This window comes from Burkholderia sp. MSMB1589WGS (assembly GCF_001636105.1).
In the GTDB taxonomy this organism is placed as follows: domain Bacteria; phylum Pseudomonadota; class Gammaproteobacteria; order Burkholderiales; family Burkholderiaceae; genus Burkholderia; species Burkholderia humptydooensis.
This window is the reverse complement of record NZ_LNJT01000008.1, coordinates 1405273-1430499: the sequence shown is the minus strand read 5'-3', so window position 1 is coordinate 1430499 and position 25227 is coordinate 1405273. Positions and strand designations below refer to the sequence as shown.

At 66.6% G+C, this 25227-nt stretch carries 21 protein-coding genes and 1 pseudogene; 8 read left to right on the top strand and 14 right to left on the bottom strand.

Annotated elements, in window-relative coordinates:
- Positions 1–3 precede the first annotated feature (3 nt).
- The 4 genes and pseudogenes from uvrA to WT16_RS24050 all read right to left on the bottom strand — a co-directional run bounded on the left by uvrA (position 4) and on the right by WT16_RS24050 (position 8568).
- A complete protein-coding gene (gene uvrA / locus WT16_RS24060; RefSeq protein ID WP_063534389.1) occupies positions 4–5904 on the bottom strand; it encodes an excinuclease ABC subunit UvrA in 5901 nt (1966 codons plus the stop codon).
- Positions 5886–6673 (bottom strand): annotated as a pseudogene (locus WT16_RS35160) (alpha/beta hydrolase fold domain-containing protein). The gene uvrA and the pseudogene WT16_RS35160 overlap by 19 nt, the downstream one beginning before the upstream one ends.
- Positions 6597–7481, bottom strand: coding sequence for an alpha/beta hydrolase (locus WT16_RS24055; protein WP_063534388.1), 885 nt, complete (start codon positions 7479–7481; stop codon positions 6597–6599). Before WT16_RS24055 ends, WT16_RS35160 begins: the two are co-directional and overlap by 77 nt.
- 31 nt (positions 7482–7512) lie before the next feature.
- Positions 7513–8568, bottom strand: a complete 1056-nt coding sequence (locus tag WT16_RS24050; RefSeq protein WP_063534387.1) for a sugar phosphate isomerase/epimerase family protein — start codon at positions 8566–8568, stop codon at positions 7513–7515.
- A 112-nt stretch (positions 8569–8680) separates the two neighbouring features.
- Here WT16_RS24050 and WT16_RS24045 point away from each other — a divergent pair, with 112 nt between their 5' ends.
- The 4 genes from WT16_RS24045 (at position 8681) to WT16_RS24030 (ending at position 12092) form a co-directional block, all read left to right on the top strand.
- The gene (locus WT16_RS24045) at positions 8681–9286 is read left to right on the top strand and encodes a TetR/AcrR family transcriptional regulator (RefSeq protein ID WP_015603973.1); all 606 of its coding nucleotides are present in this window, start codon (positions 8681–8683) and stop codon (positions 9284–9286) included.
- 577 nt (positions 9287–9863) lie between these two features.
- On the top strand, positions 9864–10937 hold the full coding sequence (locus tag WT16_RS24040) for a TIGR03118 family protein (protein ID WP_063534386.1): 1074 nt from the start codon (positions 9864–9866) through the stop codon (positions 10935–10937).
- 188 nt (positions 10938–11125) lie between these two features.
- Positions 11126–11743 (top strand): LysE family translocator, encoded by a 618-nt coding sequence (locus WT16_RS24035; RefSeq protein WP_006028411.1) that lies wholly within the window; start codon positions 11126–11128, stop codon positions 11741–11743.
- 100 nt (positions 11744–11843) lie between these two features.
- A complete protein-coding gene (locus WT16_RS24030) occupies positions 11844–12092 on the top strand; it encodes a hypothetical protein (RefSeq protein ID WP_063534385.1) in 249 nt (82 codons plus the stop codon).
- Between the two features lie 58 nt (positions 12093–12150).
- Here the strand turns inward: WT16_RS24030 and WT16_RS24025 are convergent, their stop codons facing one another.
- From WT16_RS24025 to pobA, 7 genes are all read right to left on the bottom strand, one after another.
- On the bottom strand, positions 12151–13506 hold the full coding sequence (locus WT16_RS24025; protein WP_063534384.1) for an aromatic acid/H+ symport family MFS transporter: 1356 nt from the start codon (positions 13504–13506) through the stop codon (positions 12151–12153).
- A 179-nt stretch (positions 13507–13685) separates the two neighbouring features.
- Complete coding sequence (gene pcaC / locus WT16_RS24020; RefSeq protein ID WP_006028408.1) at positions 13686–14072, bottom strand: 4-carboxymuconolactone decarboxylase; 387 nt, start codon at positions 14070–14072, stop codon at positions 13686–13688.
- 15 nt (positions 14073–14087) lie between these two features.
- Positions 14088–14873: a 3-oxoadipate enol-lactonase gene (pcaD, locus tag WT16_RS24015; RefSeq protein ID WP_009914085.1), complete on the bottom strand. Its 786-nt coding sequence runs from the start codon at positions 14871–14873 to the stop codon at positions 14088–14090.
- Positions 14874–14885: 12 nt separating this feature from the next.
- Complete coding sequence (locus tag WT16_RS24010; protein ID WP_059933675.1) at positions 14886–16244, bottom strand: 3-carboxy-cis,cis-muconate cycloisomerase; 1359 nt, start codon at positions 16242–16244, stop codon at positions 14886–14888.
- Between the two features lie 139 nt (positions 16245–16383).
- Positions 16384–17040 (bottom strand): CoA transferase subunit B, encoded by a 657-nt coding sequence (locus WT16_RS24005; RefSeq protein WP_063534383.1) that lies wholly within the window; start codon positions 17038–17040, stop codon positions 16384–16386.
- Between the two features lie 18 nt (positions 17041–17058).
- The gene (locus tag WT16_RS24000; RefSeq protein WP_059933612.1) at positions 17059–17763 is read right to left on the bottom strand and encodes a 3-oxoacid CoA-transferase subunit A; all 705 of its coding nucleotides are present in this window, start codon (positions 17761–17763) and stop codon (positions 17059–17061) included.
- A gap of 206 nt (positions 17764–17969) precedes the next feature.
- Positions 17970–19193 carry a 4-hydroxybenzoate 3-monooxygenase gene (pobA, locus tag WT16_RS23995; RefSeq protein WP_063534382.1) on the bottom strand — a complete coding sequence of 408 codons (1224 nt, stop codon included), beginning with the start codon at positions 19191–19193 and terminating at the stop codon, positions 17970–17972.
- A 220-nt stretch (positions 19194–19413) separates the two neighbouring features.
- Between pobA and WT16_RS23990 the strand changes: the two genes are divergently transcribed.
- From WT16_RS23990 to WT16_RS23980, 3 genes are all read left to right on the top strand, one after another.
- Positions 19414–20337, top strand: coding sequence for a LysR family transcriptional regulator (locus WT16_RS23990; protein WP_063534381.1), 924 nt, complete (start codon positions 19414–19416; stop codon positions 20335–20337).
- Positions 20338–20481: 144 nt separating this feature from the next.
- Positions 20482–21153: a GTP cyclohydrolase I FolE gene (folE, locus tag WT16_RS23985; protein WP_006028401.1), complete on the top strand. Its 672-nt coding sequence runs from the start codon at positions 20482–20484 to the stop codon at positions 21151–21153.
- Positions 21154–21957: an SDR family oxidoreductase gene (locus WT16_RS23980; RefSeq protein ID WP_006028400.1), complete on the top strand. Its 804-nt coding sequence runs from the start codon at positions 21154–21156 to the stop codon at positions 21955–21957.
- Positions 21958–21996: 39 nt separating this feature from the next.
- Here the strand turns inward: WT16_RS23980 and epsC are convergent, their stop codons facing one another.
- A complete protein-coding gene (epsC, locus tag WT16_RS23975) occupies positions 21997–22920 on the bottom strand; it encodes a serine O-acetyltransferase EpsC (protein WP_006028399.1) in 924 nt (307 codons plus the stop codon).
- A 112-nt stretch (positions 22921–23032) separates the two neighbouring features.
- Positions 23033–23269: an HlyU family transcriptional regulator gene (locus tag WT16_RS23970; protein ID WP_009914080.1), complete on the bottom strand. Its 237-nt coding sequence runs from the start codon at positions 23267–23269 to the stop codon at positions 23033–23035.
- A gap of 268 nt (positions 23270–23537) precedes the next feature.
- Between WT16_RS23970 and WT16_RS23965 the strand changes: the two genes are divergently transcribed.
- Positions 23538–23954 (top strand): DUF3005 domain-containing protein, encoded by a 417-nt coding sequence (locus WT16_RS23965; RefSeq protein WP_006028397.1) that lies wholly within the window; start codon positions 23538–23540, stop codon positions 23952–23954.
- Between the two features lie 327 nt (positions 23955–24281).
- Here WT16_RS23965 and WT16_RS23960 read toward each other — a convergent pair whose 3' ends face one another.
- Positions 24282–25223: an SMP-30/gluconolactonase/LRE family protein gene (locus WT16_RS23960; RefSeq protein ID WP_009914079.1), complete on the bottom strand. Its 942-nt coding sequence runs from the start codon at positions 25221–25223 to the stop codon at positions 24282–24284.
- Positions 25224–25227 lie beyond the last annotated feature (4 nt).

The window sequence follows — 25227 nt, the reverse complement described above, 5'->3', positions numbered from 1 at the left end:
TGCTCAACCGACTCCCGCCTCACCGCTTCGCACAGGCTCGCCCCGGTCCGCGCCCGTTCGCGCCAGCACCGGCTCGAGCGCGCGCCCCGTATGGCTCGCGCTCACCTGCGCGAGCCCTTCCGGATGCGCGGCCGCCACGATCGCGCCGCCGCCCGCGCCGCCCTCCGGGCCGAGGTCGATGATCCAGTCCGCTTCAGCGATCACGTCGAGGTCGTGCTCGATCACGACGACACTGTGCCCCGCGTCCACGAGCCGGTGCAGCACACGGATCAGCTTCGCGACGTCCGCCATGTGCAGGCCCACGGTCGGTTCGTCGAGCACGTATAGCGTGTGCGGCGCTTTCTGGCCGCGCCGCGTGATGTCGTCGCGCACCTTGCTGAGCTCGGTGACGAGCTTGATGCGCTGCGCCTCGCCGCCGGACAAGGTCGGCGACGGCTGGCCGAGCGTCAGATAGCCGAGGCCGACGTCCTTCATCAGTTGCAGCGGGTGCGCGATGTTCGAGATCGGCGCGAAGAACTCCACCGCTTCGTCGATCTCCATCGTCAGCACGTCGCCGATGTTCCGGCCGCGCCACGTCACCGCGAGCGTCTCCGGGTTGAAGCGTTGCCCGTGGCACACGTCGCACGGCACCTTCACGTCGGGCAGGAAGCTCATGCCGATCGTGCGCACGCCTTGCCCTTCGCACGCAGGGCAACGCCCTTCGCCGGTGTTGAACGAGAAACGCGACGCCGTGTAGCCGCGCGCACGGGCCTCCAGCGTGTCCGCGAACAGCTTGCGGATCGTGTCCCACACGCCGATGTAGGTCGCCGGGCATGAGCGCGGCGTCTTGCCGATCGGCGTCTGATCGACTTCGAGCACGCGGTCGATATGCTCCCAGCCGCTGATCGATTCGCAGCCCTGCCACGCATGCGTGACGTTCAGCGACGGCCGTGGCGCGCTGCGCGCCAGCACGCTCGCGCGGCGATTCCCCGCCTGCGGCGCTTCCTGCTGCGCGGCCTTGCGCGCGCGCCGCGTCGCGGGCGACGACAGCACCGAGCGGCCCACCGCGTCGAGCAGGTTGGTCATCAGCACATCGCGCGCGAGCGTCGATTTGCCCGAGCCGCTCACGCCCGTCACCGCGACGAGCCGCGCGAGCGGAATGCCGACCGTGACGTCGCGCAGGTTATGCAGCCTTGCGCCGTGCACCGTCAGCCAGGTCTGCGGCACCGCCGGCCCGTTCTTCTTGCCAGGCGGATTCACGCCGCGGCGCGTCTGCAGCGGATGCGTCATCGGTTGGGCGAGCAGGCGCCCCGTCACCGACTCGGACTGCGCGGACAGATCCGCCACCCCGCCCTGCGCGACCAGCGTGCCGCCGCGCTTGCCGGCGCCCGGGCCGATGTCGATGATGTGATCGGCGCGGCGAATCGTGTCTTCGTCGTGCTCGACGACGACGAGCGTATTGCCCTTGTCGCCGAGCTTGCGCAGCGCGTTCAGCAGGATCTGGTTATCGCGCGGATGCAGGCCGATCGTCGGCTCGTCGAGCACGTAGCAGACACCCTGCAGGTTGCTGCCCAGTTGCGCCGCGAGCCGGATGCGTTGCGCTTCGCCGCCCGACAGGCTCGGCGCCGCGCGATCGAGGCTCAGGTAGCCGAGCCCGACTTCCTCGAGAAACGCGAGGCGGCTGCCGATTTCGCCGACGATGTCGCGCGCGATCTGCGCGTCCCGCCCCGCGAGCCGCAGGCCGTCGATCCAGCGGCGCGTATCCGATACGGTCCATTGCGCGACGTCGACGATCGAATGGCCGTCGAAGGTCACCGCGCGCGCGGACGGATTCAGACGCGTGCCGCCGCAATCCGGGCACGGCGCGTCGCCGACGCCCTCCGGTTCCTGCTCGTCGGAGGGCAGCGTCTGCTCGCGGCCGCGGCCGTCTTCGGCAAGCACCGTGTCGTCGTACGCCGCGCGCTGCTCGCGCGTGAGCGCGAGGCCGGTGCCCACGCAGGCCGTGCACCAGCCATGCTTGCTGTTGTACGAGAACATCCGCGGGTCCAGCTCCGGGTAGCTCGTGCCGCACACCGGGCACGCGCGCTTCACCGACAGCACCTTGACCGCGCCGACGCGAGCGGTGGAAAGACGGTTGGCCATCGCGTGATGCAGGCCGTCGAGCGGCGCGAGCAGATGCATCACGCCCTTGCCGAGCTCGAGCGCCTCGTTCAGACGCTGTCTCAGCTCGGCCTCGTTGTCCGGCGACACGACGAGGTCGGCCACCGGCAGCTCGATCGTATGCTCGCGGAAGCGGTCGAGCTTCGGCCACGGGTCCACCGTCACGAATTCGCCGTCGACGCGCAGATGCGTGTTGCCGCGCGCCTTCGCCCACTTCGCGAGATCCGTGTACACGCCCTTGCGGTTGACGACGAGCGGCGCGAGCAGCCCGACGTGCTCGCCGCGGTGATCGCGCAGCAATTGCGCGGCGATCGATTCGACGGTTTGCGACGTCACCGGCGTGCCGTCATGGATGCAATGCTGAAGGCCGAGCTTCACGTACAGCAGCCGCAGGAAGTGCCACACTTCGGACGTCGTCGCGACCGTGCTCTTGCGGCCGCCGCGCGACAGCCGCTGCTCGATCGCCACCGTCGGCGGAATGCCGTACACCGCATCGACTTCCGGTCGCCCCGCCGGCTGCACGATCGAGCGCGCGTACGCGTTCAGCGATTCGAGGTAGCGGCGCTGGCCTTCGTGAAAGAGGATGTCGAATGCGAGCGTCGACTTGCCGGAGCCGGACACGCCAGTCACCACGTTGAACTTGCCGTGCGGAATGTCGACGTCGAGCGCCTTCAGGTTGTGTTCGCGCGCGTTGACGATCCGCACGACGTCCTCGCCTTCGATCGCCCGCCGCGCCCGCGCCGCGTTCAACACGGCCTGCAACGGCACGCCCTGCCCGGCGGGCTCGGCCTGCGCCCCCAGCGCGCGGTCGTAGTGCAACAGCGCCGCGCCGGTATGCGAGCCGGCGCAGGCTTTCACTTCGTCGGGCGTGCCCGCGCACAGCACGAGGCCGCCGCCGTCGCCGCCTTCAGGGCCGAGGTCGATCAGCCAGTCGGCCGCGCGGATCACGTCGAGATTGTGCTCGATCACGATCAGCGAATGGCCTGCCGCAAGCAGCTTGCCGAACGCCTGCATCAGCTTCGCGATGTCGTCGAAGTGCAGCCCCGTGGTCGGCTCGTCGAACATGAAAAGACGCGCGGTGCGCGCCTGTCTCGCGTCGGTCCGGCGCACGCCGCTGGTTTTCGCGGATTCGGCGAGAAAGCCCGCCAGTTTCAGGCGCTGCGCTTCGCCGCCCGACAGCGTCGGCACCGGCTGGCCGAGCTTCACGTATTCGAGCCCGACGTCGACGATCGGCTGCAGCACGCGCAACACCTCGGCGTCGGCGGCGAAGCACGCCGCGGCCTCGCTGACGGTCAGATCGAGCACGTCGGCAACGCTGAGCGCGCGGCCGCCGCGCTCGATCCGCACTTCGAGAATCTCGGCCCGGTAGCGCCGGCCGTCGCAGTCCGGGCAGCGCAGGTAGACGTCGCTCAGGAACTGCATCTCGATGTGCTCGAAGCCGGAGCCGCCGCACGTCGGGCAGCGGCCGTCGCCCGAGTTGAAGCTGAACGTGCCCGCGCCGTAGCCGCGTTGCAGCGCGAGCGGCGCCTTCGCGAACAGCTTGCGGATCTCGTCGAACGCGCCGACATAGCTCGCCGGATTCGAGCGCGTGGTCTTGCCGATCGGCGATTGGTCGACGAACACGACATCGCTCACCTGCTCCGCGCCCGCGAGGCGACGGTACGCGCCCGGCGACTCGGTGGCCTTGCCGAAGTGCCGCGCCATCGCCGGATAGAGCACGTCCTGCAACAGCGTCGATTTGCCGGAACCCGACACGCCGGTCACGCAAACGAGCCGCCGCAACGGAATCTCGACCGTCACGTCGCGCAGATTATGCTCGCTCGCGCCCTCGAGCACGATGCGCGGCGTGTGCGCGTCCACGGGCCGGCGCGACCAGTGCGACGCGTGCGCGACGTGCTTGCGGCCGCCGAGATACTCGCCCGTCAGCGTCTGGGCCGAGCGGATGTCGCCGGGCGTGCCGTCGTAGACGATCGTGCCGCCGCGCTCACCCGGGCCGGGGCCCATGTCGATCAGCCGGTCGGCCGCGAGCATCACCGACGGATCGTGCTCGACGACGACGAGCGTATTGCCCGCGTCGCGCAGGCGCTGCATCGCCTCGACGATCCGGTTCAGGTCGCGCGGATGCAGTCCGATGCTCGGCTCGTCGAGCACGAAGAGCGTCTTCGTGAGCGACGTGCCGAGCGCCGTCGTCAGGTTGATCCGCTGCACCTCGCCGCCCGACAGCGTGCGGCTCTGCCGGTCGAGCGTCAGATAGCCGAGCCCCACGTCGCACAGATACTTCAGCCGCGTGCGCACCTCGGCGAGCAGCAGCTTCAGCGCATCGTCGAGCAGCGCGCTCGGCAGGCTGATGTCGTCGAAGAAGCGGCGAATGCGCTCGATCGGCAGCAGCATCAGGTCGTGCACCGTCAGGCCCGGCAGCGCTTCGAGCTGCGCGCGGGTCCAGTCGACGCCGCGCGGCATGAAGCGATCGGCGCTCGCGAGCACCGCGTCGGCGTTCGCCTTCGTGCCGAGCCGCCACAGCAGCGCTTCCGTCTTCAGGCGCGCGCCGCCGCACACCTCGCACGGCGTGTAGCTGCGGTATTTCGACAGCAGCACGCGGATATGCATCTTGTACGCTTTCGATTCGAGGTAGCCGAAGAAGCGCTTCACGCCGTACCACTGGCTCTGCCACTTGCCGTTCCAGTCCGGCGAGCCGTTGACGACCCAGTCCCGCTCTTCGTCCGACAGCTCGGCCCACGGCGTATCGCGCCGAATGCCCGCCTTCGCCGCATGGCGCATCAGGTCGTCCTGGCATTCCTTCCAGGCGGGCGTCTGCATCGGCTTGATCGCGCCGCCGCGCAGCGTCTTGCGCGCGTCGGGAATCACGAGGCCGAGATCGACGCCGATCACGCGGCCAAAGCCGCGGCAGGTTTCGCACGCGCCGTACGCCGAGTTGAAGGAGAACAGCGCCGCCTGCGGATCCGCGTAGCGCAGATCGCTGTCGGGGTCATGGAGCCCGGTGGAGTATCGCCATACCTGAGACTGTGCGGCCGTGTCGCTCGCGTTCTCCGGCACCTGCGCGAGCACGTAGACGCTCACCCGCCCGCCGCCGCGCTTCAACGACGCTTCGATCGCCTCGATCGCGCGCGCCTTGTCGACCTGACGCAGACGAAAGCGGTCGGCCACCACGTCGAGCACCTTGCGCGGCCCGGTGGGCGACGCGATTTCGCGCCGCGCCTGCACCCGCGTATAGCCGCTCGCCGACAGCCACTGCTCGACTTCCTCGTCGCTCGCGGTTTCCGGCAACTCGACGGCGAACGTGACCGCGAGCCGCGGATCGTGATCCGCCGTGCGCGCGAAGAGGTCCGCATAGATCGTCTCAGGCGTGTCGTGCCGCACCGGCCGCGCGGTCTTGCGGTCGAACAGTTCCGCCGCGCGCGCGTACAGGAGCTTCAGGTGATCGTTGAGCTCGGTCATCGTGCCGACGGTCGAGCGCGAACTGCGGACCGGATTGGTCTGGTCGATCGCGATCGCGGGCGGCACGCCTTCGACGCGGTCCACCTGCGGCCGGTCCATCCGGTCGAGAAACTGCCGCGCATACGCGCTGAACGTCTCGACGTAGCGCCGCTGGCCCTCCGCGTACAGGGTGTCGAACACGAGACTCGACTTGCCGGAGCCCGACGGGCCGGTGACGACCGTCATTTCGCCGGTGCGCAGATCGAGATCGATATGCTTGAGATTGTGCTGACGTGCTCCGCGAATGCGGATCAGATTGCTGGATGACAATTTGTCTGCCCGTCTGAATGAGTTAGCCAGAGTTCGCGGCGCCGAAAGGCTGCGGGAGGCTCGCAGGCCCGGCGCACGCATTGCTGCGCGGGCACCGGTGCGGCTCGATTTCGACGAGTACTATACTGGATATTTATACAGCTTTCCATGACTATCTCGGACCGATGCCGTGCGGAACGGGCGGCCGCCTTGGGGCGGCGCCTGGCGGCAACGGGCGCACGACGCACATATGAATGCAGGCAGGGACCATCCCGGGCAGCACGGCGAGATCGACTGGCACGCCGGCTTGCCGCAATCGCTGCGCATACGCTTGGCGCTTCGTCGCGCACCGGATCGTATTCGCACGCCGGCAACGTGACTGGCGGCAACCCCTCGCGCGAAGCCGCCCGTAGCGGCGACACGCAAGGCGAGCCGCCCTCGGCCTGATCGGCCAGGTACATATCGAAGCAATACCGCATGACCTCCTGCGCGAGGTAGTAGCCTTGCTCATAAGTCCGATAGGACTCCGTGTTCATCGACGCATCCAGCGGCGGGTACAGCAACAACTGATGCGCGATCGGCGGACCGCCCTGCTCCCGGGCGACCGGCAGGCCGCCGCCGCGAGGTTCCCTCCCGCGCTGTCGCCGCCGACGTCGATGCGCGCAGGGTCGAGCCCCAGCAGCGTGGCAATGTTGGCGTCGATCGGCGCATGTTCAGCGGCGCCGTTCCAGGAAGGGCAACAGATGCCCGATAAAGGCGTCGGGCGCCTCTTCCATGATGAAGTGACCACAATCGGGTACGACCGCGCCCTGCAAATCCGTGGCGTTATCGCGCATGGTGGCCAGCGGCGCGTCGCAGGTGGCATGTTCGGCGCCGATGGCGAGCACCGGCATCGTCAGCTTGCGCTTCGCACGCTCCCGATTCTGGCGGACCGTCTCCGGAATGGCGCGGTAATAGGAAAAACCGCCGCGCAAACCACCCGGAGCCGCATAGGCGTCGACATAAACATCGACAGCCACACAATCGCGCCGGAACGACCAGCGGTTGAACATGAACTCCAGATAGGCGCGTTCACGCCCGGCAATCAGCGTCTCGGGCAAGTCGGCGAGCTGATTGAACATGAAATGCCAGAGGAAGATGTTTTCTTCCGGCGGGACGAAGATCGGCGGCGCGGGAGCCAGCCCGGGAATCACCGCCTCGGTGAGCGCGAGCGCCGTCACCGCCTCGGGTCGATCGCTGGCCAACGCGTAGGCCACCCACATGCCGACGTCGTGACCCGCCACCTGGTAGACGTCGAAGCCGAGCAGCGTCATCACGCGATGCAAGGTGGCGGCCGTGTGACCGGTGTCATAGCCGACATGCGGCCGGTCGGAATAGCCGGTGCCTGGCGGATCGACAGCAACAGCCATGAAGCCATGCGCTGCGAGCGCCTGCATGACATGGCGCCACGCGTACCAGGTCTGCGGCCACCCTGGAATCAGCAGGACAGGGGTACCGGCGCCGGCGATCACACAATGCACGCGCTGACCATCGATGCGCACATATTGGTGGGTGAAGCCTTGGGAGTTGGCCGATGGCGGCGGAAGTTGAGCGGACATATCGATTTTCCGTAGCAATGCGGGAAGCGGCTCACGCCATGCCGAGCATGGCGTGGATTTGTCGTGGATTGACCGCGGCGCCGGCGAAGTCGTCGAAGATGCGCTCCGTCACGCGGATGATGTGGTCATTGATGAACGCGACGCCTTCGCGCGCGCCGTCCTCCTGGTCCTTGAGACAGCATTCCCACTCCAGGGTGGCCCAGCCCGTGTAGTCGTATTGCGCGAACTTGGAGAAGATCGCCTTGAAGTCGACCTGACCGTCGCCGAGCGAGCGGAAACGGCCGGCACGCTCCAGCCATGAACTGTAGCCGCCGTAGATGCCTTGCCGGCCCGAGGGAAGAAATTCGGCATCCTTCACATGGAACATGCGGATGTGCTCGCGGTAGATGTCGATGTAGGCCAGATAATCCAACTGCTGCAACACGAAATGACTGGGATCGAACAGGATCTTGCAGCGCTCGTGCTGGCCGACCAGCGCATGGAAGCGTTCGAAGGTGATGCCGTCATGCAGGTCCTCGCTCGGGTGGATCTCGTAACAGAGGTTGACGCCGTTTTCATCGCAGACATCGAGAATCGGCCGCCAGCGCCGCGCCAGCTCGTCGAAGGCCGTCTCGATCAGGCCCGCGGGCCGCTGGGGAAAGGGAAACAGGTAGGGCCACGCAAACGAGCCCGAGAAGGTGCCCATGTCGGTCAGCCCCAGGCGGCGTGAGGCCCGTGCCGCCAGCTTGAGTCGGTCCAGGGCCCATGCCGTGCGCGCGATCGGATTGCCGCGCACGGCCTCGGGGGCGAAGTTGTCGCACATCGCGTCGTACGCCGGATGCACCGCGACCAGTTGCCCGAAGATGTGCGTGGTCAACTCGCTGATCTCCAGGCCATGCTCGGCCAGGGAGCCCTTCACTTCGTCGCAATAATCCTGACTGTCCGCAGCGGTCTCCACGTCGAACAGACGCCCGTCCCAGGCGGGAATCTGCAACGCCTTGAAGCCAACGCCGGCGGCCCATTGCGCGATGTTCGGCAAGCTGTCGAACGGGGTGGCATCGTCGGCGAACTGCGCGAGATGAAGGCTGGGGCCCTTGAGGGTACGCATGCGAAGCTCCAATTGTTTGTTGATTGACAAAGAATAGAATGAGGGAACATCGCATGTCAACACGACGCGCGATAAAATCGACGCAACGATGTATCGACGGATGAGAGAGGCGATGGCGGGACGACCGAGAGAATTTGATCGCGACATGGCCCTGAAACGGGCCATGCTCGCGTTCTGGCGACGCGGCTATGAAGGCACGTCGATGTCTGACCTGGTCGAAGTCATGGGCATCGCGTCAGCACGCATCTATGCCGCCTTTGGCAGCAAGGAGGCGCTGTTCCACGAAGCCGTGACGCTCTACGAGCAAGGCGACGGCGGTTTCGCCGACCGCGCCCTCAGCGAGGAAACCGATGTCCGCGCGGCCATCGAACGGATGCTGCGCGACGCCATAGCCACCTATACCAAGCGCGGCCATCCCCACGGCTGCATGGTGGTATCCGCCGCCACCAACTGCGCGGCCGACAACGAAGGTGTCGTGGAATGGCTGGCGGCACATCGGCGTGCACGCACGCAATCGATCGCCGAGCGCCTGCGGCTCGCAACCGAACAAGGGCAGCTCGCGCCGGGAACCGACATCAAGGCGTTGGCCGATTTCTATGCGACCCAGTTGCATGGCATCTCCGTTCAGTCCCGCGATGGGGTATCGAAGGAGCGCCTGCTGGCGTCCATCGGTCCGGCCATGATGCCGCTCGCGATGGCTTTGCGTGACATGGCGTGACCTATCATGCCGAACGGCCGCAATGAAACGCCGGGCAGGACATTCAATGAACGGTTCCCACATGGGTCGCATCGGCATCGCGTGTCGGCAAACGATATCGGAAATGCAAGCGCTCCAGCTCAATTCGGCCATCCATCCGGTTGACGTCACAAGTCTTCTGCCCATGCGGCAAACGGACGAATCAGCAAGGATTGCCAAGCTTTCCCCCTATCCCAGGCATTCACTCGCCAAGCCGTCACAAGCGATCCGGCGCCGCCGACGGGCGCGTGCGTAACCGTCGCCGCTGCGACCTAAATTGATAGTTATGCTCGGTAAGTTCGTGCCGATCAGCACCATTTCGATCTGAAGATCGTTGAAAGCAGCCAAAGCTGCCGAGCTTTGCTGCAAGCCGATTCCTGGATCGACCACACTGCAACCGCAGTTGGCACCCAAAGTACCCATACCCGATACCGCGCGCAAGAGAGCCTACTCCCTGCCTTCCGATTCCCGCGTCGCACGGTGAGCGATCGGGGGCGGTCGGAATAAACACGATGGCCTGTCCGTTTACTAACGGCTCTTCCGCGTTCGGAGCGCAATCATGAAACAGGTTCATGCGGCGCTCGGCGCTGCATTGGCGGCTATCGTGCTGGCGAGCGTCGTGGCGTGCGGCGGTTCCACACACGCCAGGCAATACCAGGTCAGCGCCCTGGTCTCCGACGGTGCGCTTCCGGCTGCTCACGTGGATGTCAACCTGAAGAATCCTTGGGGCATTGCCTTCAATCCCAAGGGCTTTGTATGGGTTGCGGATAACGGCTCGCAGCATGCGACCCTCTATGATGGCAACGGCGTGCCGCAGTCTCTCGTTGTGACCATTCCCCCCGGCGCCAGCGGCGACCCCGATCCGACCGGCATTGTGTTCAATGGCACGACCGACTTCATGGTGACCCAGGGCGCCAAGTCGGGACCCGCAGCCTTCATTTTCGTGGGAGAGGGCGGGACCATAGCCGCATGGTCGCCCGCAGTCAATCCGACATCGGCGGTCACGGTGTTCGACAGCCGTGGCGCCGCCGTCTACAAGGGGCTGGCGATGGCCAGCAATAATGGGGCGAATTTCCTGTACGCGACGGATTTCCACAATAACCGGATCGACGTATTCGATCGGACCTTCACGAAGGTCACGCCGGCCGGCGCGTTTCAAGACCCCTCGTTGCCAGCAGGATTCGCGCCGTTCGGAATCCAGGCGATCGGCTCGAAACTTTTCGTCGCTTACGCGAAGCAGGACGCGGCAGCGCATGATGACGTTGCTGGCGCAGGCTTCGGCTTGATCGACGTGTTCAGCCCGTCGGGCCAATTCATTCAGCGCTTCACCACCGGCGGGCCGCTGAACGCGCCGTGGGGCATGGCGCGGGCGCCTGCGAATTTTGGTCGCTTCGGCAATGCCATTCTGGTCGGCAACTTCGGCGACGGCATGATCCACGCGTTCGAGGCGGCTTCTGGAATGTTACTTGGGACCCTGCAGCACGCCGATGGCAGTGCGATCGTCGAGCCGGGGCTGTGGGGCATCGCATTCGGCAACGGGCTCAACAGCCAACCCACCGATACACTGTTCTTCGCCGCCGGACCCAATGACGAAGCCGACGGCCTTTATGGCCGCATCGACGTGGAACCGTGATCGCAATCGCCGGGACGGCATGGTGTGACGTAATACCGACGCTCGACAAGAACCCGCCAAACCGTCCGCCGCCGCCCTATCCCGTACCGGCAACCATCCCACAAACTGTATCGGTACTGTACCGATTCGGTCCACTACACTCGCTTCGTCATCCTTGCATTGATTCCGCAGACGAAGAGAGCATCACCATGGACTATTTCACCGTCAGCGCGCTGCCCGCCGGCATGCTGTTCGCGCTCGTCACCTCGATCACGCCCGGCCCGAACAACACGATGCTGCTCGCGTCCGGCGTCAACTTCGGCTTCCGTCGCACGCTGCCGCACATGTTCGGCATCAGTTCGGGCGTCGCGATCCTGATGCTGTCGGTCGGCTTCGGCCTCGGCGAAGCGTTCAAGCGGATCCCGATTCTTTACACGCTGCTCGAAACCGCAAGCGTCGTTTATCTGCTGTATCTCGCGTGGCGCATCGGCACGTCGGGCGAAGTGCGCGCTCACAACGGCAAATCGCGTCCGATGACGTTCGTCGAAGCGATCGCATTCCAATGGGTCAATCCGAAAGCGTGGATGATGGTGCTGACCGCCGCAACGACGATCCAGCTCTCCGCCGACTACGGCCGCAACGCCGTCTGGATGGCGCTCGTGTTCGTCTTCGTCGGCCTGCCGTGCATCAGTGTCTGGGCGGCGTTCGGTCAGGGGCTGCGCGGTTTTCTGTCCAATCCGCGATGGCTGCGCGCGTTCAATATCACGATGGCCGCGTTGCTCGTTTTGTCGCTTTATCCGCTGTTCGCGAAGGTCGCCGGCCACTGAAACGCTTCGCCCCGTTGTGATCCGATCCGGTAAAGCGTACGCTTTCCTTCCGGACATCGGTTCGCCGCATCGCGGACCCGTCCCGGCCGGGAGAACGCAGATGAAGCCACTGCTGAAAGCAGGCGATCGGATCGAAGGCCTGCATTGGGTTGCCGAGTACCGCCATCGCGCACATCTGATTCGCGTGCTGCGCGAGCGTGTCGAAGTGGGCACTTACGGCGCACCGTCCGCGCTGTTCGGCGACGAGGAGGAGATGGGCGCGTCGACGCCTGCCGATCACCGCGGCCGAGAAGCCGCATTGCGCGCGTATCTGCGCCACTTCGCGAAGGTCCACGACGCCGAGGAATGACGGGGCGCGAACGCGTCGCCCCGTCGATCGTCGCAATGGGTCGCCCCCATCATGCCAATCACGCCGCTCGCGTTGGCGCGCTCGGCTCCCCGTCGTGCAGCACAGCCGCGCGCTTGACCATCAGCGCACCCGCCGCAATCAGCGCCGGCACCGCGAGCATCGAAAAAATCGTGTCGAATCCGAGTTGCGCCTGCAGCAGCAAGCCTCCCGAAAACGCTCCCAGAATTCCGCCAAAGCGCCCGACGCCGAGCATCCACGCGACGCCCGTCGCGCGCCCGCTCGTCGGATAGAACGCCGCCGCGAGCGCCGGCAGCGACGATTGCGCACCATTCATGCAAACGCCCGCGACGAACACGACAGCCGCGAGCAGCGCGAGGTGCCCGGCCTGCAATCCGATCATCCACACGAACAACGCCGTCAGCGCATACGTGACCGCAATCACTCGATGCGGCTCGAAGCGGTCCATCAGCCAGCCGCACGCGATCGCGCCGATGCCACCGCCGAGCGGGAACAGCGCGGTGACGAGCGCCGCATCGCGCACCGTGAAGCCCGTGTCGCGAATCAGCGTCGGCAGCCAGCTCGTCATCAGGTAGTAGACGAGCAGCCCCATGAAGTAAGTGAGCCACAGCATCGCGGTGCCGGCGCGATAGCGCGGCGACAACACGACGGCCGCACCCGAGCGCCGCTGCTCGCCGTGGTCGTCGGACAGCACGAAGCGCACGCCGTCGAACGGCGCATCGGGCGCGATCCTCCGCAGCACCGCCGCGATCCGCTCGTGCGGCGCGCCGCGCAGCACCATGAAACGGATCGACTCGGGTAGCGCGACCAGCAATGCGCCGAGCACGAGCGGCGCGACGCCGCCGACGATAAAGACGCTGCGCCATCCGTGATCGGGAATCAGCGCAGCGGCGACGAGGCCGCCCGCCGACGAGCCGAGCGTGAAGCCGCAGAACATCGTGTTGACGAGGAACGAGCGTTTCGCGTGCGGCGCGTACTCGGCCATCAGCGTCGTCGCGTTCGGCATCGCGGCGCCAAGGCCGAGCCCCGTCAACAACCGCAGCACCGCGAGTTCCGTCACCGACTGCGTGAAAGCGCAGCCGATGCTGAAGAGTCCGAACAGCACGACCGAGCCCACCAGCACGCGCTTGCGGCCGATCCTGTCGGCGAGCGGGCCTGCCGTCAGCGCGCCGAGCGCGAGGCCGACGAGCGCCGCGCTCATCACCGGCCCGAGCGCGGCTTTCGTCGCGTGCCATTCCTGGCCGAGCGCAGGCGCAACGAAGCCGATCGCAGCGGTATCGAAGCCGTCCGCCGCGACGATCAGAAAACACAGGATCAAAATCAGCCACTGATAAGGCGAAAAGCGCCGTTCGTCGATGAACTGCTGCACATCGAGCTGGCGCGCGAGGTCGGTCATTGCTGTCTCCGTTGGGGTTATCGTCGACGCGTTCGCGTCCTGCGCCGATACGATGCCGGCGCGTGTCGTCACGCACGGGCGGCGGCCGTTGTTCGGCGCGCCGTCCGTGCGGTGTGTCGCTTCGTGTTGCGTGCTTCTCGTGCTTCTCGTGCTTCTCGGGTCGTTCGTATCGAGTGAGGTCAGGCTGCGCTGTCTTCTTCGCCGAAGATGCGCTGCGCGAGGTGGAATGCAGAATTCGCCGCGGGCACGCCGCAGTAGATCGCGGTCTGCAGCAGCACTTCCTTGATCTCGTCGCGCGTCACGCCGTTGTTCTTCGCTGCCCGCAGATGCAGCGCAAGTTCCTCGCCGCGGTTGAGCGCGACCATCATCGCGATCGTCAGCAGGCTGCGCGTGTGGCGCGGCAGGCCGTCGCGCGTCCAGATCTCACCCCACGCATAGCGCGTGATCAGATTCTGGAATTCGTCGGTCAGCTCGGTGCGGTTCGCGAGCGAGCGGTCGACGTGCGCATCGCCGAGCACCGCGCGGCGCACGTTCATGCCCGCTTCGTAACGTTGATCGTCGTTCATCTCGATGCGCTCGCGTCAGGCCGTCAGGAAATCGATCAGCGTGCGATTGAAGCCGCCCGCACATTCGATGTTCGAGATGTGCGCGCAGTCGAATTCGACATGCTTCGCGCCCGCGACCGACGCGGCGAGCGCGCGCCCCTGGTCCGGCGGCGTCGAAAGGTCGTGCGCGCCCGTCACGACGAGCGTCGGCACCGCGATGCCCTTTACTTCATCGCGCAGATCGGCGGCATTCAGCGCGTCGCAGTTCGCCGCGTAGCCGTCCTTGTCCGTGTGATTGAACGTATCGCGGATCACGTCGATGAGGCGCGGCTCATGCTCGAAGAATGCGGCCGTGAACCAGCGCGGCAGCACCGCGTCGGCGAGCGCCGCCATCCCTTCGGTGCGCGCCTTCTGCGCGCGCGGCCCCCATATTTCCGGCGAGCCGATTCTGGCCGACGTGTTCGACAGCACCACGCGATCGATGCGCCCCGCATGGCGCGCGGCGAGCGCCGCGCCCGTCAGGCCGCCCATCGAGATACCGCAGAAATGCGCGCGTGCGATTCCGACGTGATCGAGGAGGCCGATCACGTCGCCCGCCAGTTGCGCGATCGTGTACGAGCCCGCCGGCGCGTCCGAATGGCCGTGACCGCGCGTGTCGTAGCGCAGCAGATTGAAGTGCGCGGTCAGCGGGCCGATCTGCGGTGCCCACATCGACAGGTCTGCGCCGAGCGAGTTCGAGAACACGAGCCACGGCGCGTCGGCGCGCGCCGCGCGATCGATCCGGTAATGCAGTCGCACTCCATCGACTGAAGCGAAAGGCATGGGAATCCCTCCTTAATGGCGGCTCGCGTGGAGCGCGAGCACGGCGTCGACATAGGCGTGCGCCTCGCCGACGTAATGAGCGGGGTCGAGCAACTGCCGCAGCGCATCCGGCGCGAGGTGTGCGGCGACGTCAGGGTCCGCGGCCAGCACGTCGTGCAGTGAGCGGCCGCTGCGCACGGCTTCCTTCGATGCGCGCTCGACGAGATGATGCGCGTCGAGCCGGCCGATCTTCTCGCCGAGCGCGAGCATCACCGCCTCGCCGAGCACGAGGCCGTGCGTCGCGTCGAGATTTTCGGCCAAACGCGCGACGTCGACAGTGAGGCCATCGACGATCTGCGCGATCTGCGCGAGCGCGCCGCCCGCGAGCCGCGCGAGTTCGGGCAGCGCATCCCACTCGGCTTGCCAGCCGCCGAGCGCGCGCTCGTGCTCCTGAACCATGCCGGCGAGCACGGTCGACACGAGCCCCGGCGCGCGCACGGCCGCGGTCAGCACGGCCGCGCAGCCGACCGGATTGCGCTTGTGCGGCATCGTCGACGAGCCGCCCTTGCCCGCCGCGGCAGGCTCCGCGAGTTCGCCGATCTCCGTCTGCATCGACAGCGAAATGTCTCGCGCGATCTTGCCGAGCGTGCCGATCAGCATCCCGAAGCAAGCGGCGGTCTCGGCGATCCGGTCGCGCTGCGTGTGCCACGGCACGGCCGGCAGCGCGAGCTGCAGATCGTCCGCGAGCGCGCGCGCCACCGCGGACGCCGCGTCGCGCAGGCTCGCGAGCGTGCCCGCCGCGCCGCCGAACTGCAACGCGAGCGCGCGCTCGCGCAATGCTGCGACACGCTCGCGATGACGGAGCAGCGCGTCGAGCCATTGCGCGAACTTCAATCCGAGCGTGATCGGCAGCGCCTGCTGCAACCACGTGCGGCCGATCATCGGCGTCGCGCGGTGCGCGGCCGCGAGCGCCGCAAGCGTCGCGCACGTGTCGCGCAGCAGCGGATCGAGCCAGTCGAACGTGTCGCGAAGTTGCAGCACGGTCGCCGTATCGATGATGTCCTGGCTCGTCGCGCCCCAGTGCACGTACTTCGCCGCTTCGACGTCGCGCGCCTTCACGTGCGCGGTCAGTTGCCTGACGAGCGGAATCGCGAGGTTGCCGCCGAACGCCGCTTCGCGCATCAGCGCTTGCGCGTCGAGTGCGCCGGCCGTGCATGCGGCCTCGATCGGCTGCACCGCGCTCGCCGGAATCACGCCGTTCGCGGCGAGCGCGCGCGCGAGCGCCGCTTCAACGTCGAGCATCCGTTGCAACGTCGCATGCGGCGACCAGATCCGGTTGAGCGGTTCGCTTCCGCAAACGAGAGCGGTCAGGCGGGCACTGTCTTCGAGCATGGAGTCGATCGAAAAAAACGAATTGCGCTTATTGTCCACCGAAGCGCCGGACGTTGCGCGATCGGCCGTTCAGCCAATCGCGGCCAATCCGCGCCAATCGCGCCGGGCCGCCGAGCGAAGCGAGCGGCGCCGCGCCACATCACGCCGCAGCCTTCTGCGTCGCGTCGACGAGCGGCACGCCCGTGAGCTTCTGCAGCGCGTCGAACGAGAGGTCGGCGAAAATCTCGCGCACGGCGAGGCCGTCGCGCGTCACGTCGAGCACCGCGAGATCGGTGTAGATGCGGTCGACGCAGCGCACGCCCGTCACCGGGTACGAGCATTCGGCGACGATCTTGCTCTCGCCCTGCTTCGTCAGGTGCTCCATCATCACGAACACCTGCTTCGCGCCGATCGCGAGATCCATCGCGCCGCCCACCGCGGGAATCGCGTCGGGCGCGCCCGTGTGCCAGTTCGCGAGGTCGCCTTGCGCGGACACCTGGAATGCGCCGAGCACGCAATAGTCGAGATGGCCGCCGCGCATCATCGCGAACGAATCCGCGTGATGGAAGTACGCGCCGCCCGTGAGCAGCGTCACGTGCTGCTTGCCGGCGTTGATCAGCTCATTGTCCTCTTCACCCGGCGCGGGGGCGGGGCCCATGCCGAGCAGGCCGTTCTCGCTGTGCAGGAAGATTTCCTTGCTCGGATCGAGATGGTTCGCGACGAGCGTCGGCACGCCGATGCCGAGGTTCACGTATGCGCCTTCGGGAATGTCTTGCGCGACGCGCTTCGCCATGTCGTCGCGGGTCAGTCGTTTCATCGTGTTCTCCTCGGGGATTCAGGCGGCGCGCTCGGCGGCCAGCTCGGCCGCATGCGCGGCCTGCGGCACTTCGACGATGCGCTGCACGAAGATGCCGGGCGTCACGATGTGCTCGGGATTCAGCGCGCCGAGCGGCACGACTTCCGACACCTGCACGATCGACGTCTTCGCGGCCATCGCCATCACCGGCCCGAAGTTGCGCGCGGTCTTTCGATAGACGAGGTTGCCCCAGCGGTCGCCCTGGTGCGCCTTCACGAGCGCGAAATCCGCGTGGATCGGCGTCTCGAACACGTAGTGCTTGCCGTCGATCACGCGCGTTTCCTTGCCTTCGGCGAGCTTCGTGCCGTAGCCCGTCGGCGAGAAGAAGCCGCCGATGCCGGCGCCCGCCGCGCGAATCCGCTCGGCGAGATTGCCTTGCGGCACCAGCTCGAGCTCGATCTCGCCCGCGCGATACAGCGCGTCGAACACCTGCGAATCGGCCTGACGCGGGAACGAACAGATGATCCTGCGCACGCGCTTCGCCTTCAGCAGCGCGGCGAGGCCCGTCTCGCCGTTGCCGGCGTTGTTGTTGACGATCGTCAGGTCGCGCGCGCCCTGCGCGATCAGCGCGTCGATCAGTTCGGCGGGCATCCCGGCCGTGCCGAAGCCGCCGATCATGATCGTCGCGCCGTCGTGGACATCGGCCACCGCCGACTGGAGGGAATCGAAAATCTTGTTGACCATGTCTCTTCCTATGCGAATCCGCGCGCACGCGCCCGTCGCGGCACGCGTTCGCGCGAGAAACTGCGCGCTTCGCCAGACGATCCGATTTGTTCTAATTACGAACTCAGATTCGATTAGCGAACGGTTTGCCGATCATAGAGGCGCGTGCGCACGATTGTCAAGGCAACGCCAGCCGGCCCCGTGTCCGCGGTTGCGGCGCGACGCGCTCACGCTGCGGCGACCTCGTCGAACGATGACGCGATGCCCGCCGCATCGTCGAACGGCAAGCCGACGTAGTTCTCCGCGAGAGACTGCGCGGCCGCGCGCGAACGCGTCACGTACTTGAGCTCGGCGCGCTTCAGCCGATTGACGAACGGCGAATCGTCGACCGACGGATGCAGCATATTCGTCATCCAATACGAAAAATGCTCGGCGCGCCATATCCGTTCCAGACAGGTTGACGAGTAGGCATCGAGCAGATCGTCTTGCCCGTCGCGGTAGCGCGCGCCCAGCGCGCGCGAGAGCGCCCGAACGTCGGCGACCGCGAGATTCATCCCCTTCGCGCCCGTCGGCGGCACGATGTGCGCGGCATCGCCCGCGAGAAACAGCCGGCCGTACTGCATCGTCTCCGACACGAAGCTGCGCATCGGCGTCACGCTCTTCTGCGTGATGCGGCCTTCGTTCGGCGTCCAGCCGCCTTCGTTTTCGAAACGCGTGCGCAGCTCTTCCCAGATCCGCGCATCCGGCCATTCGGCCAGGTTCTCGTCGGGCCGGCATTGCAGGTACAGTCGGGTGACGGTCGGCGAGCGCATCGAGAACAGCGCGAAGCCGCGCGCGTGGTGCGCATAGACGAGCTCGTCGAGCGACGGCGCCGCATCGGCAAGGATGCCGAGCCACGCGTACGGATACACGCGCTCGAACGTGCGCAGCCGTTCGGCCGGGATCGTCTGGCGCGCGACGCCGTGAAAGCCGTCGCAGCCGGCGATGTAGCCGCAATCGATCCGGTCGGTGCGGCCGTCCGCGTGCGTGAACGTCACCGAAGGCCGATCGGTTGCGACGCCGTGCAGCGCGACGTCGCGCACGTCGAAATGGATCGGCTGGCCGTTTTCGAGCGCGGCCGCGATCAGGTCGCGCACGACTTCGTGCTGGCTGTACACGGTGATCGCTCTGCCGGGCGTCAACACACCGAAGTCGATCCGGTGGCGGCGGCCGTCGAACAGCAGTTCGATGCCGCGATGAACGAGCCCCTCGCGCCGCATCCGCGCGCCCAGGCCCGCTTCGTTCAGCGTGTCGACGGTGCCCTGCTCGAGCACGCCGGCGCGAATCCGGTTCTCGCAGTATTCGCGCGAGCGCGCTTCGAGCACGACGGCGTCGATGCCTTGCAGACGGAGCAGATGGGAAAGCAGCAGGCCGGACGGGCCGGCGCCGATGATCGCGACTTGCGTGCGCATTGTTCGTCTCCTGTGTCGATCGGCGTCGGCGCTTTGGCGCTTATGTCGGCCGGAGTCGGTGCTTCTGTCCGCACTGACTCCGGCCCCGCGCTTCGCACTCCGGTCGCATGTAATGTGAACATTGATTCGAATAGCGAACAGATTGTCAGCGCTATCCCGACTATGCAGTAATGTAATTTAGGAGATAAGTTCTATATGGATATCCAATAGTAGTGATGCGATGCCTGATCTCGATCTGAACCTGATTCCTTATCTGGTCGTGCTCAACGAGACGCGCAATGTGAGCCGCGCGGGCGAGTTGCTAGGCGTGAGCCAGCCGCGCGTGAGCGCCGCGCTCGGGCGGCTGCGCGAGCACTTCGGCGATCCGCTGTTCGTGCGGACCTCGCGCGGCATGGAGCCGACGCCTCGCGCGCTCGCACTGATTCCGGCCGCGCGCGACGCGCTCGCGAGCATCGAGCGCGGCCTCGGCGCGCCGCACGACTTCGATCCGGCGAAGAGCGCGCGCACGTTCTCGATCGCGTTGTCCGACGTCGGCGAGATCGTGTTCCTGCCGAGGCTGCTGCAGGCGTTCGCGGAACGCGCACCGCACGCGAACCTGCGCTCGGCATCGCTGTCGCACGCGCAAGTCGCGCACGCGCTCGAGGACGGCGGCATCGATCTCGCGGTCGGCTACTTTCCGGATCTCGGCGGCACGAACTTCTTTCAGCAGCGGCTCTTCACGCACCGCTTCATCTGCCTGCTGCGGCGCGGCCACCCGCTCGCCGAGCGGCCGCTCACACTCGAGCGGTTCCTCGCGTGCGGCCACGCGGTCGTGCGCGCGGAAGGCCGCAGCCAGGAAGTGCTCGAGCAGTATCTGGCGAAGCGGCGGCTCGCGCGCCGGGCGGTGCTCGAGACGCCGCATTTCATGAGCCTGCCGTTCATCCTGAGCCGCACCGATCTGATCGCGACCGTCCCGCACGCGATCGGCTATGCGTATGCAACCGAGCACGCATCGATCACGCTCGTCGAGCCGCCGCTGCCGTTGCCGCGCTTCGACCTGAAGCAGCATTGGCATCGCAAGTTCCACAACGATCCGAGCATCGCGTGGCTGCGCGGCGTCGTCGCCGGGCTGTTCAACGATGCGCTCGACGAATGGCCGAAGTGACGGCGAGCGGCAACCGCAAGCGGCGCGTGCGGCCACGCTCGCCCGTCGTTTGCAAACGCGAGCCGCAGCGCACGCTCGCGGCGAAAGCATGAAACAATGATCGACCGGCCGCAGCATCAGCGGTCTTCATGGAGTTCAGAGCATATGGCTAAAGGAAAGACCGCGAGCAAGGCGGCAGGCAAGCGGGCCGCCCGTGAGGCGGCCCGCACGAGCGCGCCGGCGAACCGGCCGAGCCGCGACGAAGCCGAAGCGGCCGTTCGCGTGCTGCTGCGCTGGGCGGGCGACGATCCGGAACGCGAAGGTCTCGTCGACACGCCGGCGCGCGTCGTCCGCGCATACGAAGAATTCTTCGTCGGCTACGCGCTCGAGCCGCGCGACATTCTTGCGCGCACGTTCAGCGAAGTCGACGGCTACGACGAGATGATCGTGCTGAAGGATATCCGCTTCGAAAGCTATTGCGAGCATCATATGGTGCCGATCATCGGCCGCGCGCACGTCGCGTATCTGCCGAATCATCGCGTCGTCGGCATCTCGAAGCTCGCGCGTCTCGTCGATGCGTTCGCGAAGCGCCTGCAGATCCAGGAAAAGATGACGGTGCAGATCGCCGACACGCTGTTCGACGTGCTGCAGCCGAAAGGCGTCGGCGTGATTCTCGAGGCCGCGCACCAGTGCATCTCGACGCGCGGCATCCACAAGCCCGGCGTCGAGATGGTGACGTCGCGGATGCTCGGCACGTTCCGCTCCGATCCGACGACGCGCCGCGAATTCCTGTCGATCGTCGCGAACCCTTCCTCGGTCAACCTGACGAATACGTAAATGCAGCCGAGCATGAAATCAGCCACCCCGCCCGTCGTGCTCGTGACGGGCGCCGCGCGGCGCGCGGGCCGGGCGTTCGCGTTGCGCTTCGCCGCGCGAGGCTATCGCGTAGCGGTGCACTACGACCGCTCGGCCGACGCCGCGCAGGCGGTCGTGCGCGAGATCGAATCGTCGGGCGGCGAAGCCGTCGCGCTGCAGGCGGACCTCGCGCACGCGGAGGCGATCACGCAGCTCGTCGATGCGGTCTACGCGCGCTTCGGCCGTCTCGACGTGCTCGTGAACAACGCGTCCGTGTTCTGGCAGGACCATCTGCCGAGCTTCGATCTCGCCGCATTCGACAACGCGTGGGCGATCAACTGCCGCGCACCGGTCCTGCTGACGCGCGCGTACTACGAGCGTGCGAAGGCGGCGCTCGCGCAGGGCGTCGTGATCAACGTCGTCGATCAGAAGATCAAGGAAAACTTCCATCGCGACCACTTCAGCTACACGGTCGCGAAAGCGGCGCTCGGCAATCTCACGCAGATGCTCGCGCTGTCGGCGAGCCCGGTGCTGCGCGTGAACGCGGTGTTTCCTGGATTGATGCTGCCGAGCGACGATCAGACGCCCGCCGATTTCGAGCACGCGAGCCGCGCATCGACGCCGCTTGCGCGGATCGCCGGACCGAACGACGTCGCGGACGCGATCCTGCTGTTGACGGGGCCTGCGTACAACGGCGCCGATTTCGTCGTCGACGCGGGACAGAATCTGATCCGCGTCGATCAGGACGTGCTGTACAAGCACCGGTCGCCGGCCGGCAAGCATTGATTCGGTGCGACAGCGGCAAGCGGCAACCGCGCCGCCCGCTCAGTCCTTCTCGGCCTGATCCTTGTCGCTCTCGCGAATCTTCCCCTGCGCGACGCTGCTGCCGGGCGGCACGCTGTGCGTGAGCCACACGTTGCCGCCGATCACCGAGCCCTTGCCGATCGTCACGCGGCCGAGGATCGTCGCGCCCGCATAGATGACCACATCGTCCTCGACGACCGGATGCCGCGCGTTGCCCTTGACGAGCATCCCGTCGCCGTCGGCGGGAAAGCTCTTCGCGCCGAGCGTGACCGCCTGATAGACGCGCACGCGCTCGCCGATGATCGCGGTCTCGCCAATCACGACGCCCGTGCCGTGGTCGATGAAGAAGCTCGAGCCGATTTGCGCGCCCGGATGGATGTCGATGCCCGTCGCCGAGTGCGCGATCTCGTTGATGAAGCGTGCGAGCAGCGGCACGCCGAGCCGATACAGCGCATGGGCAAGCCGGTGGTGCATCATCGCGAGCACGCCCGGATAGCAGAGCAGGATTTCGGTGATGTGCTGCGCGGCCGGATCGCCGGTGTATGCGGCCTGGATGTCGCTGACGAGGAGCGCGCGGATGCGGGGCAACTGCGTGCCGAACTCGCGCGCGATCTCGAACGCGCGTTCGTCGAGCACCGCAAGCGGCGTCTCCGCGTGCTCGGGCAGGAACCGCAGCGCGCGGCGAATCTGCTCGGCGAGCAGGCGCAGCGTGCTTTCGAGCGTATGGCCGACGTAGTAGTCGACGGTCTCGTCGGTCAGATCGGGCGCGCCGTAATGCGTCGGGAACATCGACGCGCGCAAGCCCGACACGATCGTGCAGATCGCATCGCGCGACGGCAACTCGCGAATGCCTCGCGGATGGCGCGTGCGGTGCAGCTTCTCGCGCGATTCACGCAGGTCGGCGACGATCTGTTCGAGGCCCCAGTTTCGGGCGGATTTCGACATAGGCAAAAACGCACGGCCGCGCTTGCGCATACGGCCGCCTGATAAAAGTGACGGGTTCCGCAAGATTACCGCGTTTTTGCCGTGTCAGCGGAGTGCGCGTCGCCGCGCCGTCCTAAATGGTGAGACTGCTCGCGTCGATCCATCGGACGGCCCAATCGCGCGCATGCGCGATCGCCGCGTCTTCGTCGTTGAAATGCAGATCGGAGGGAAAGAAGCGATTCGCAACCAGTTCGCCGTCGCTCGATCGCGAGATGACGACGTAGGGCTGGAAGGAGCCGTCGCTCGCGCGCGCCGGCGCGCAGTTCAACAGATACCCGCGATGCGTGAATGCAGTAGTCGTAGAGTGCATAAGTCCGCCCACCTTAAGTCCCCTTTACCTTCTTCTTCGCTACCCGTCCGTTAAGGATGCCGCGGCGCCCGATGCGGGTGGAAGCGGGTGCGCCGAATGTCGCGCACCGCTTGTCGGAAAAGAATCATACTCTGTAGGAAACGCGTCTTCTAGCTGAAATAATTATTTGGAAAGCGCGACGCGCGGTGCGGCAGCGGCGCTCGCACGCGCATCCTTTTCCGTGTTGCCCGGAACGGCTCTTCGAAGGTCCGGGCGTCGCGCCGCCGGGATGACAGCGATGAATCCGTTCGAACGCAAGACGCCCGCCGATGGCGGCCGCGCGCATCCGCGCAGCGCCGAGCTGTACAACGACGCGACGCACGACAGCACCGTCGACACCGATGGCAAGAACCGCGAAGCCGCCCGCATCGCGAGCGGCGGGCCGATTTCTCCTGACCAGATCACGACGAGCAACGCGTCGCTCGACAATGCGATGCCCGAGACGCCCGACGGCTTCGCCGGCTTCGACAGCCGGCCCGGCGGCAATCGTCCGCAGTTCGCGCTGCGGGCGGGCTACACGGTCGTCGACAAAGGGTTCGACGCCGCCGCGTCACGCGATGCGCGCGCGGACGACGAGTTCCCGTCGTCTTATCATCCGCCGCGCCGGCCGGGGCGCATCGTCGAGCTCGCGCCGGTTTCGCGTTGAAGCCGATGTCGATGCCGATGTGATGGCGGCTTGACGTCGTCGGCACGCGCGTACCGACGCGGCGGCGGTTCGTGCCGCGAGCGATCGTTATCGCCGCACAGTCTCCGCACGGCAGCTCGGCCGCGTTTGCAGTCGCCCATCAAGACGTTCGTGCGCCTACGTGTCTGACCCGGCCAAGCGTTTGATTCGGGCGTTTGAATACGCAAGCCGCGCGATCGTCGCGCGTCTCGCCACGGCCTCGATGCAACGCCATCGGTCCTCACGCCGCATGCGAAATCGGTATCGGTACCAACGTCGATATCCGTCGACGTCGATACGCACTCGCGCTCACCCGCCCGACACCCCTTGCACGTTCACGTACAGCGAATACAAGCCATGACTCGCCGCCATGAACAGCCGGTTCCTGTGCCGCCCGCCGAAGCAGACGTTCGCGCAACGCTCGGGCAGCGCGATGTGCCCGATCGCAACGCCTTCGGGCGTGAATACGCGCACGCCGTCGAGCTCGTCGGTGCCCATTCCCCAGCCGCACCACAAGTTGCCGTTCACGTCGATTCGAAAGCCGTCCGGCGTGCCCTGCCCCGCGTCGATCAGCACGCGTTCGTTGCGTAGCGTCTTGCCGTCGGCCGCGACGTCGTACGCCCGGATCGTGCGCGGCCGCCCCTTCGATTCGACGACATAGAGCACCGATTCGTCCGGCGAAAACGCGAGACCGTTCGGCCCGAGCACGCCGTCGACGGCGACTTCGGCCGCGCCCGTGTGCGGGTCGATCCGATAGACGCGCTCCGGCACTTCGGACTCCTGCTTCTCGCCTTCGTAAAAGCTCTGGATGCCGAAATCCGGATCGCTGAACCAGATCGAGCCGTCGGACTTCACGATCACGTCGTTCGGCGAATTGAAGCGCTTGCCCGCGCAACGCTCGGCGAGCACGGTGATCGATCCGTCGTATTCGGTGCGCGTGACGCGGCGCGTCAGGTGCTCGCATGTGACGAGCCGCCCTGTGCGATCGCGCGTGTTGCCGTTCGCGTTGTTCGACGGCTGGCGAAACACGCCGACCGTGCCGCTCTGCTCGTCCCAACGCAGCATCCGATTGTTCGGAATGTCGCTCCACAGCAAATAGCGGCCGTCGCCGAACCACACCGGCCCTTCGGACCAGCGCGCACCTTGAAACAGACATTCGACGGATGCCGACGCCAGCCGCAGCGCGCCGAAGCGCGGATCGAGCACGCGCACCGCAGGGTCGGGATAACGTCGCGAGCCGATCTCGTTCATCGCG

Bases quoted from the DNA above. Each gene is read 5' to 3' on its own strand.
- WT16_RS24025 (WP_063534384.1), bottom strand. From the start codon at position 13,506: ATGACCGACCTCGCGCGCCAGCTCGATGTGCAGCAGTTCATCGACGAA.
- WT16_RS24010 (WP_059933675.1), bottom strand. From the start codon at position 16,244: ATGCTCGAAGACAGTGCCCGCCTGACCGCTCTCGTTTGCGGAAGCGAA.
- WT16_RS24050 (WP_063534387.1), bottom strand. From the start codon at position 8,568: ATGCGTACCCTCAAGGGCCCCAGCCTTCATCTCGCGCAGTTCGCCGAC.
- pcaD (WP_009914085.1), bottom strand. From the start codon at position 14,873: ATGCCTTTCGCTTCAGTCGATGGAGTGCGACTGCATTACCGGATCGAT.
- WT16_RS24045 (WP_015603973.1), top strand. From the start codon at position 8,681: ATGGCGGGACGACCGAGAGAATTTGATCGCGACATGGCCCTGAAACGG.
- WT16_RS24030 (WP_063534385.1), top strand. From the start codon at position 11,844: ATGAAGCCACTGCTGAAAGCAGGCGATCGGATCGAAGGCCTGCATTGG.
- WT16_RS23970 (WP_009914080.1), bottom strand. From the start codon at position 23,269: ATGCACTCTACGACTACTGCATTCACGCATCGCGGGTATCTGTTGAAC.
- folE (WP_006028401.1), top strand. From the start codon at position 20,482: ATGGCTAAAGGAAAGACCGCGAGCAAGGCGGCAGGCAAGCGGGCCGCC.
- epsC (WP_006028399.1), bottom strand. From the start codon at position 22,920: ATGTCGAAATCCGCCCGAAACTGGGGCCTCGAACAGATCGTCGCCGAC.
- WT16_RS23980 (WP_006028400.1), top strand. From the start codon at position 21,154: ATGCAGCCGAGCATGAAATCAGCCACCCCGCCCGTCGTGCTCGTGACG.
- WT16_RS23960 (WP_009914079.1), bottom strand. From the start codon at position 25,223: ATGAACGAGATCGGCTCGCGACGTTATCCCGACCCTGCGGTGCGCGTG.
- WT16_RS24035 (WP_006028411.1), top strand. From the start codon at position 11,126: ATGGACTATTTCACCGTCAGCGCGCTGCCCGCCGGCATGCTGTTCGCG.
- WT16_RS24000 (WP_059933612.1), bottom strand. From the start codon at position 17,763: ATGGTCAACAAGATTTTCGATTCCCTCCAGTCGGCGGTGGCCGATGTC.
- WT16_RS24005 (WP_063534383.1), bottom strand. From the start codon at position 17,040: ATGAAACGACTGACCCGCGACGACATGGCGAAGCGCGTCGCGCAAGAC.
- WT16_RS24040 (WP_063534386.1), top strand. From the start codon at position 9,864: ATGAAACAGGTTCATGCGGCGCTCGGCGCTGCATTGGCGGCTATCGTG.
- WT16_RS24055 (WP_063534388.1), bottom strand. From the start codon at position 7,481: ATGTCCGCTCAACTTCCGCCGCCATCGGCCAACTCCCAAGGCTTCACC.
- pcaC (WP_006028408.1), bottom strand. From the start codon at position 14,072: ATGAACGACGATCAACGTTACGAAGCGGGCATGAACGTGCGCCGCGCG.
- WT16_RS23990 (WP_063534381.1), top strand. From the start codon at position 19,414: ATGCCTGATCTCGATCTGAACCTGATTCCTTATCTGGTCGTGCTCAAC.
- WT16_RS23965 (WP_006028397.1), top strand. From the start codon at position 23,538: ATGACAGCGATGAATCCGTTCGAACGCAAGACGCCCGCCGATGGCGGC.
- pobA (WP_063534382.1), bottom strand. From the start codon at position 19,193: ATGCGCACGCAAGTCGCGATCATCGGCGCCGGCCCGTCCGGCCTGCTG.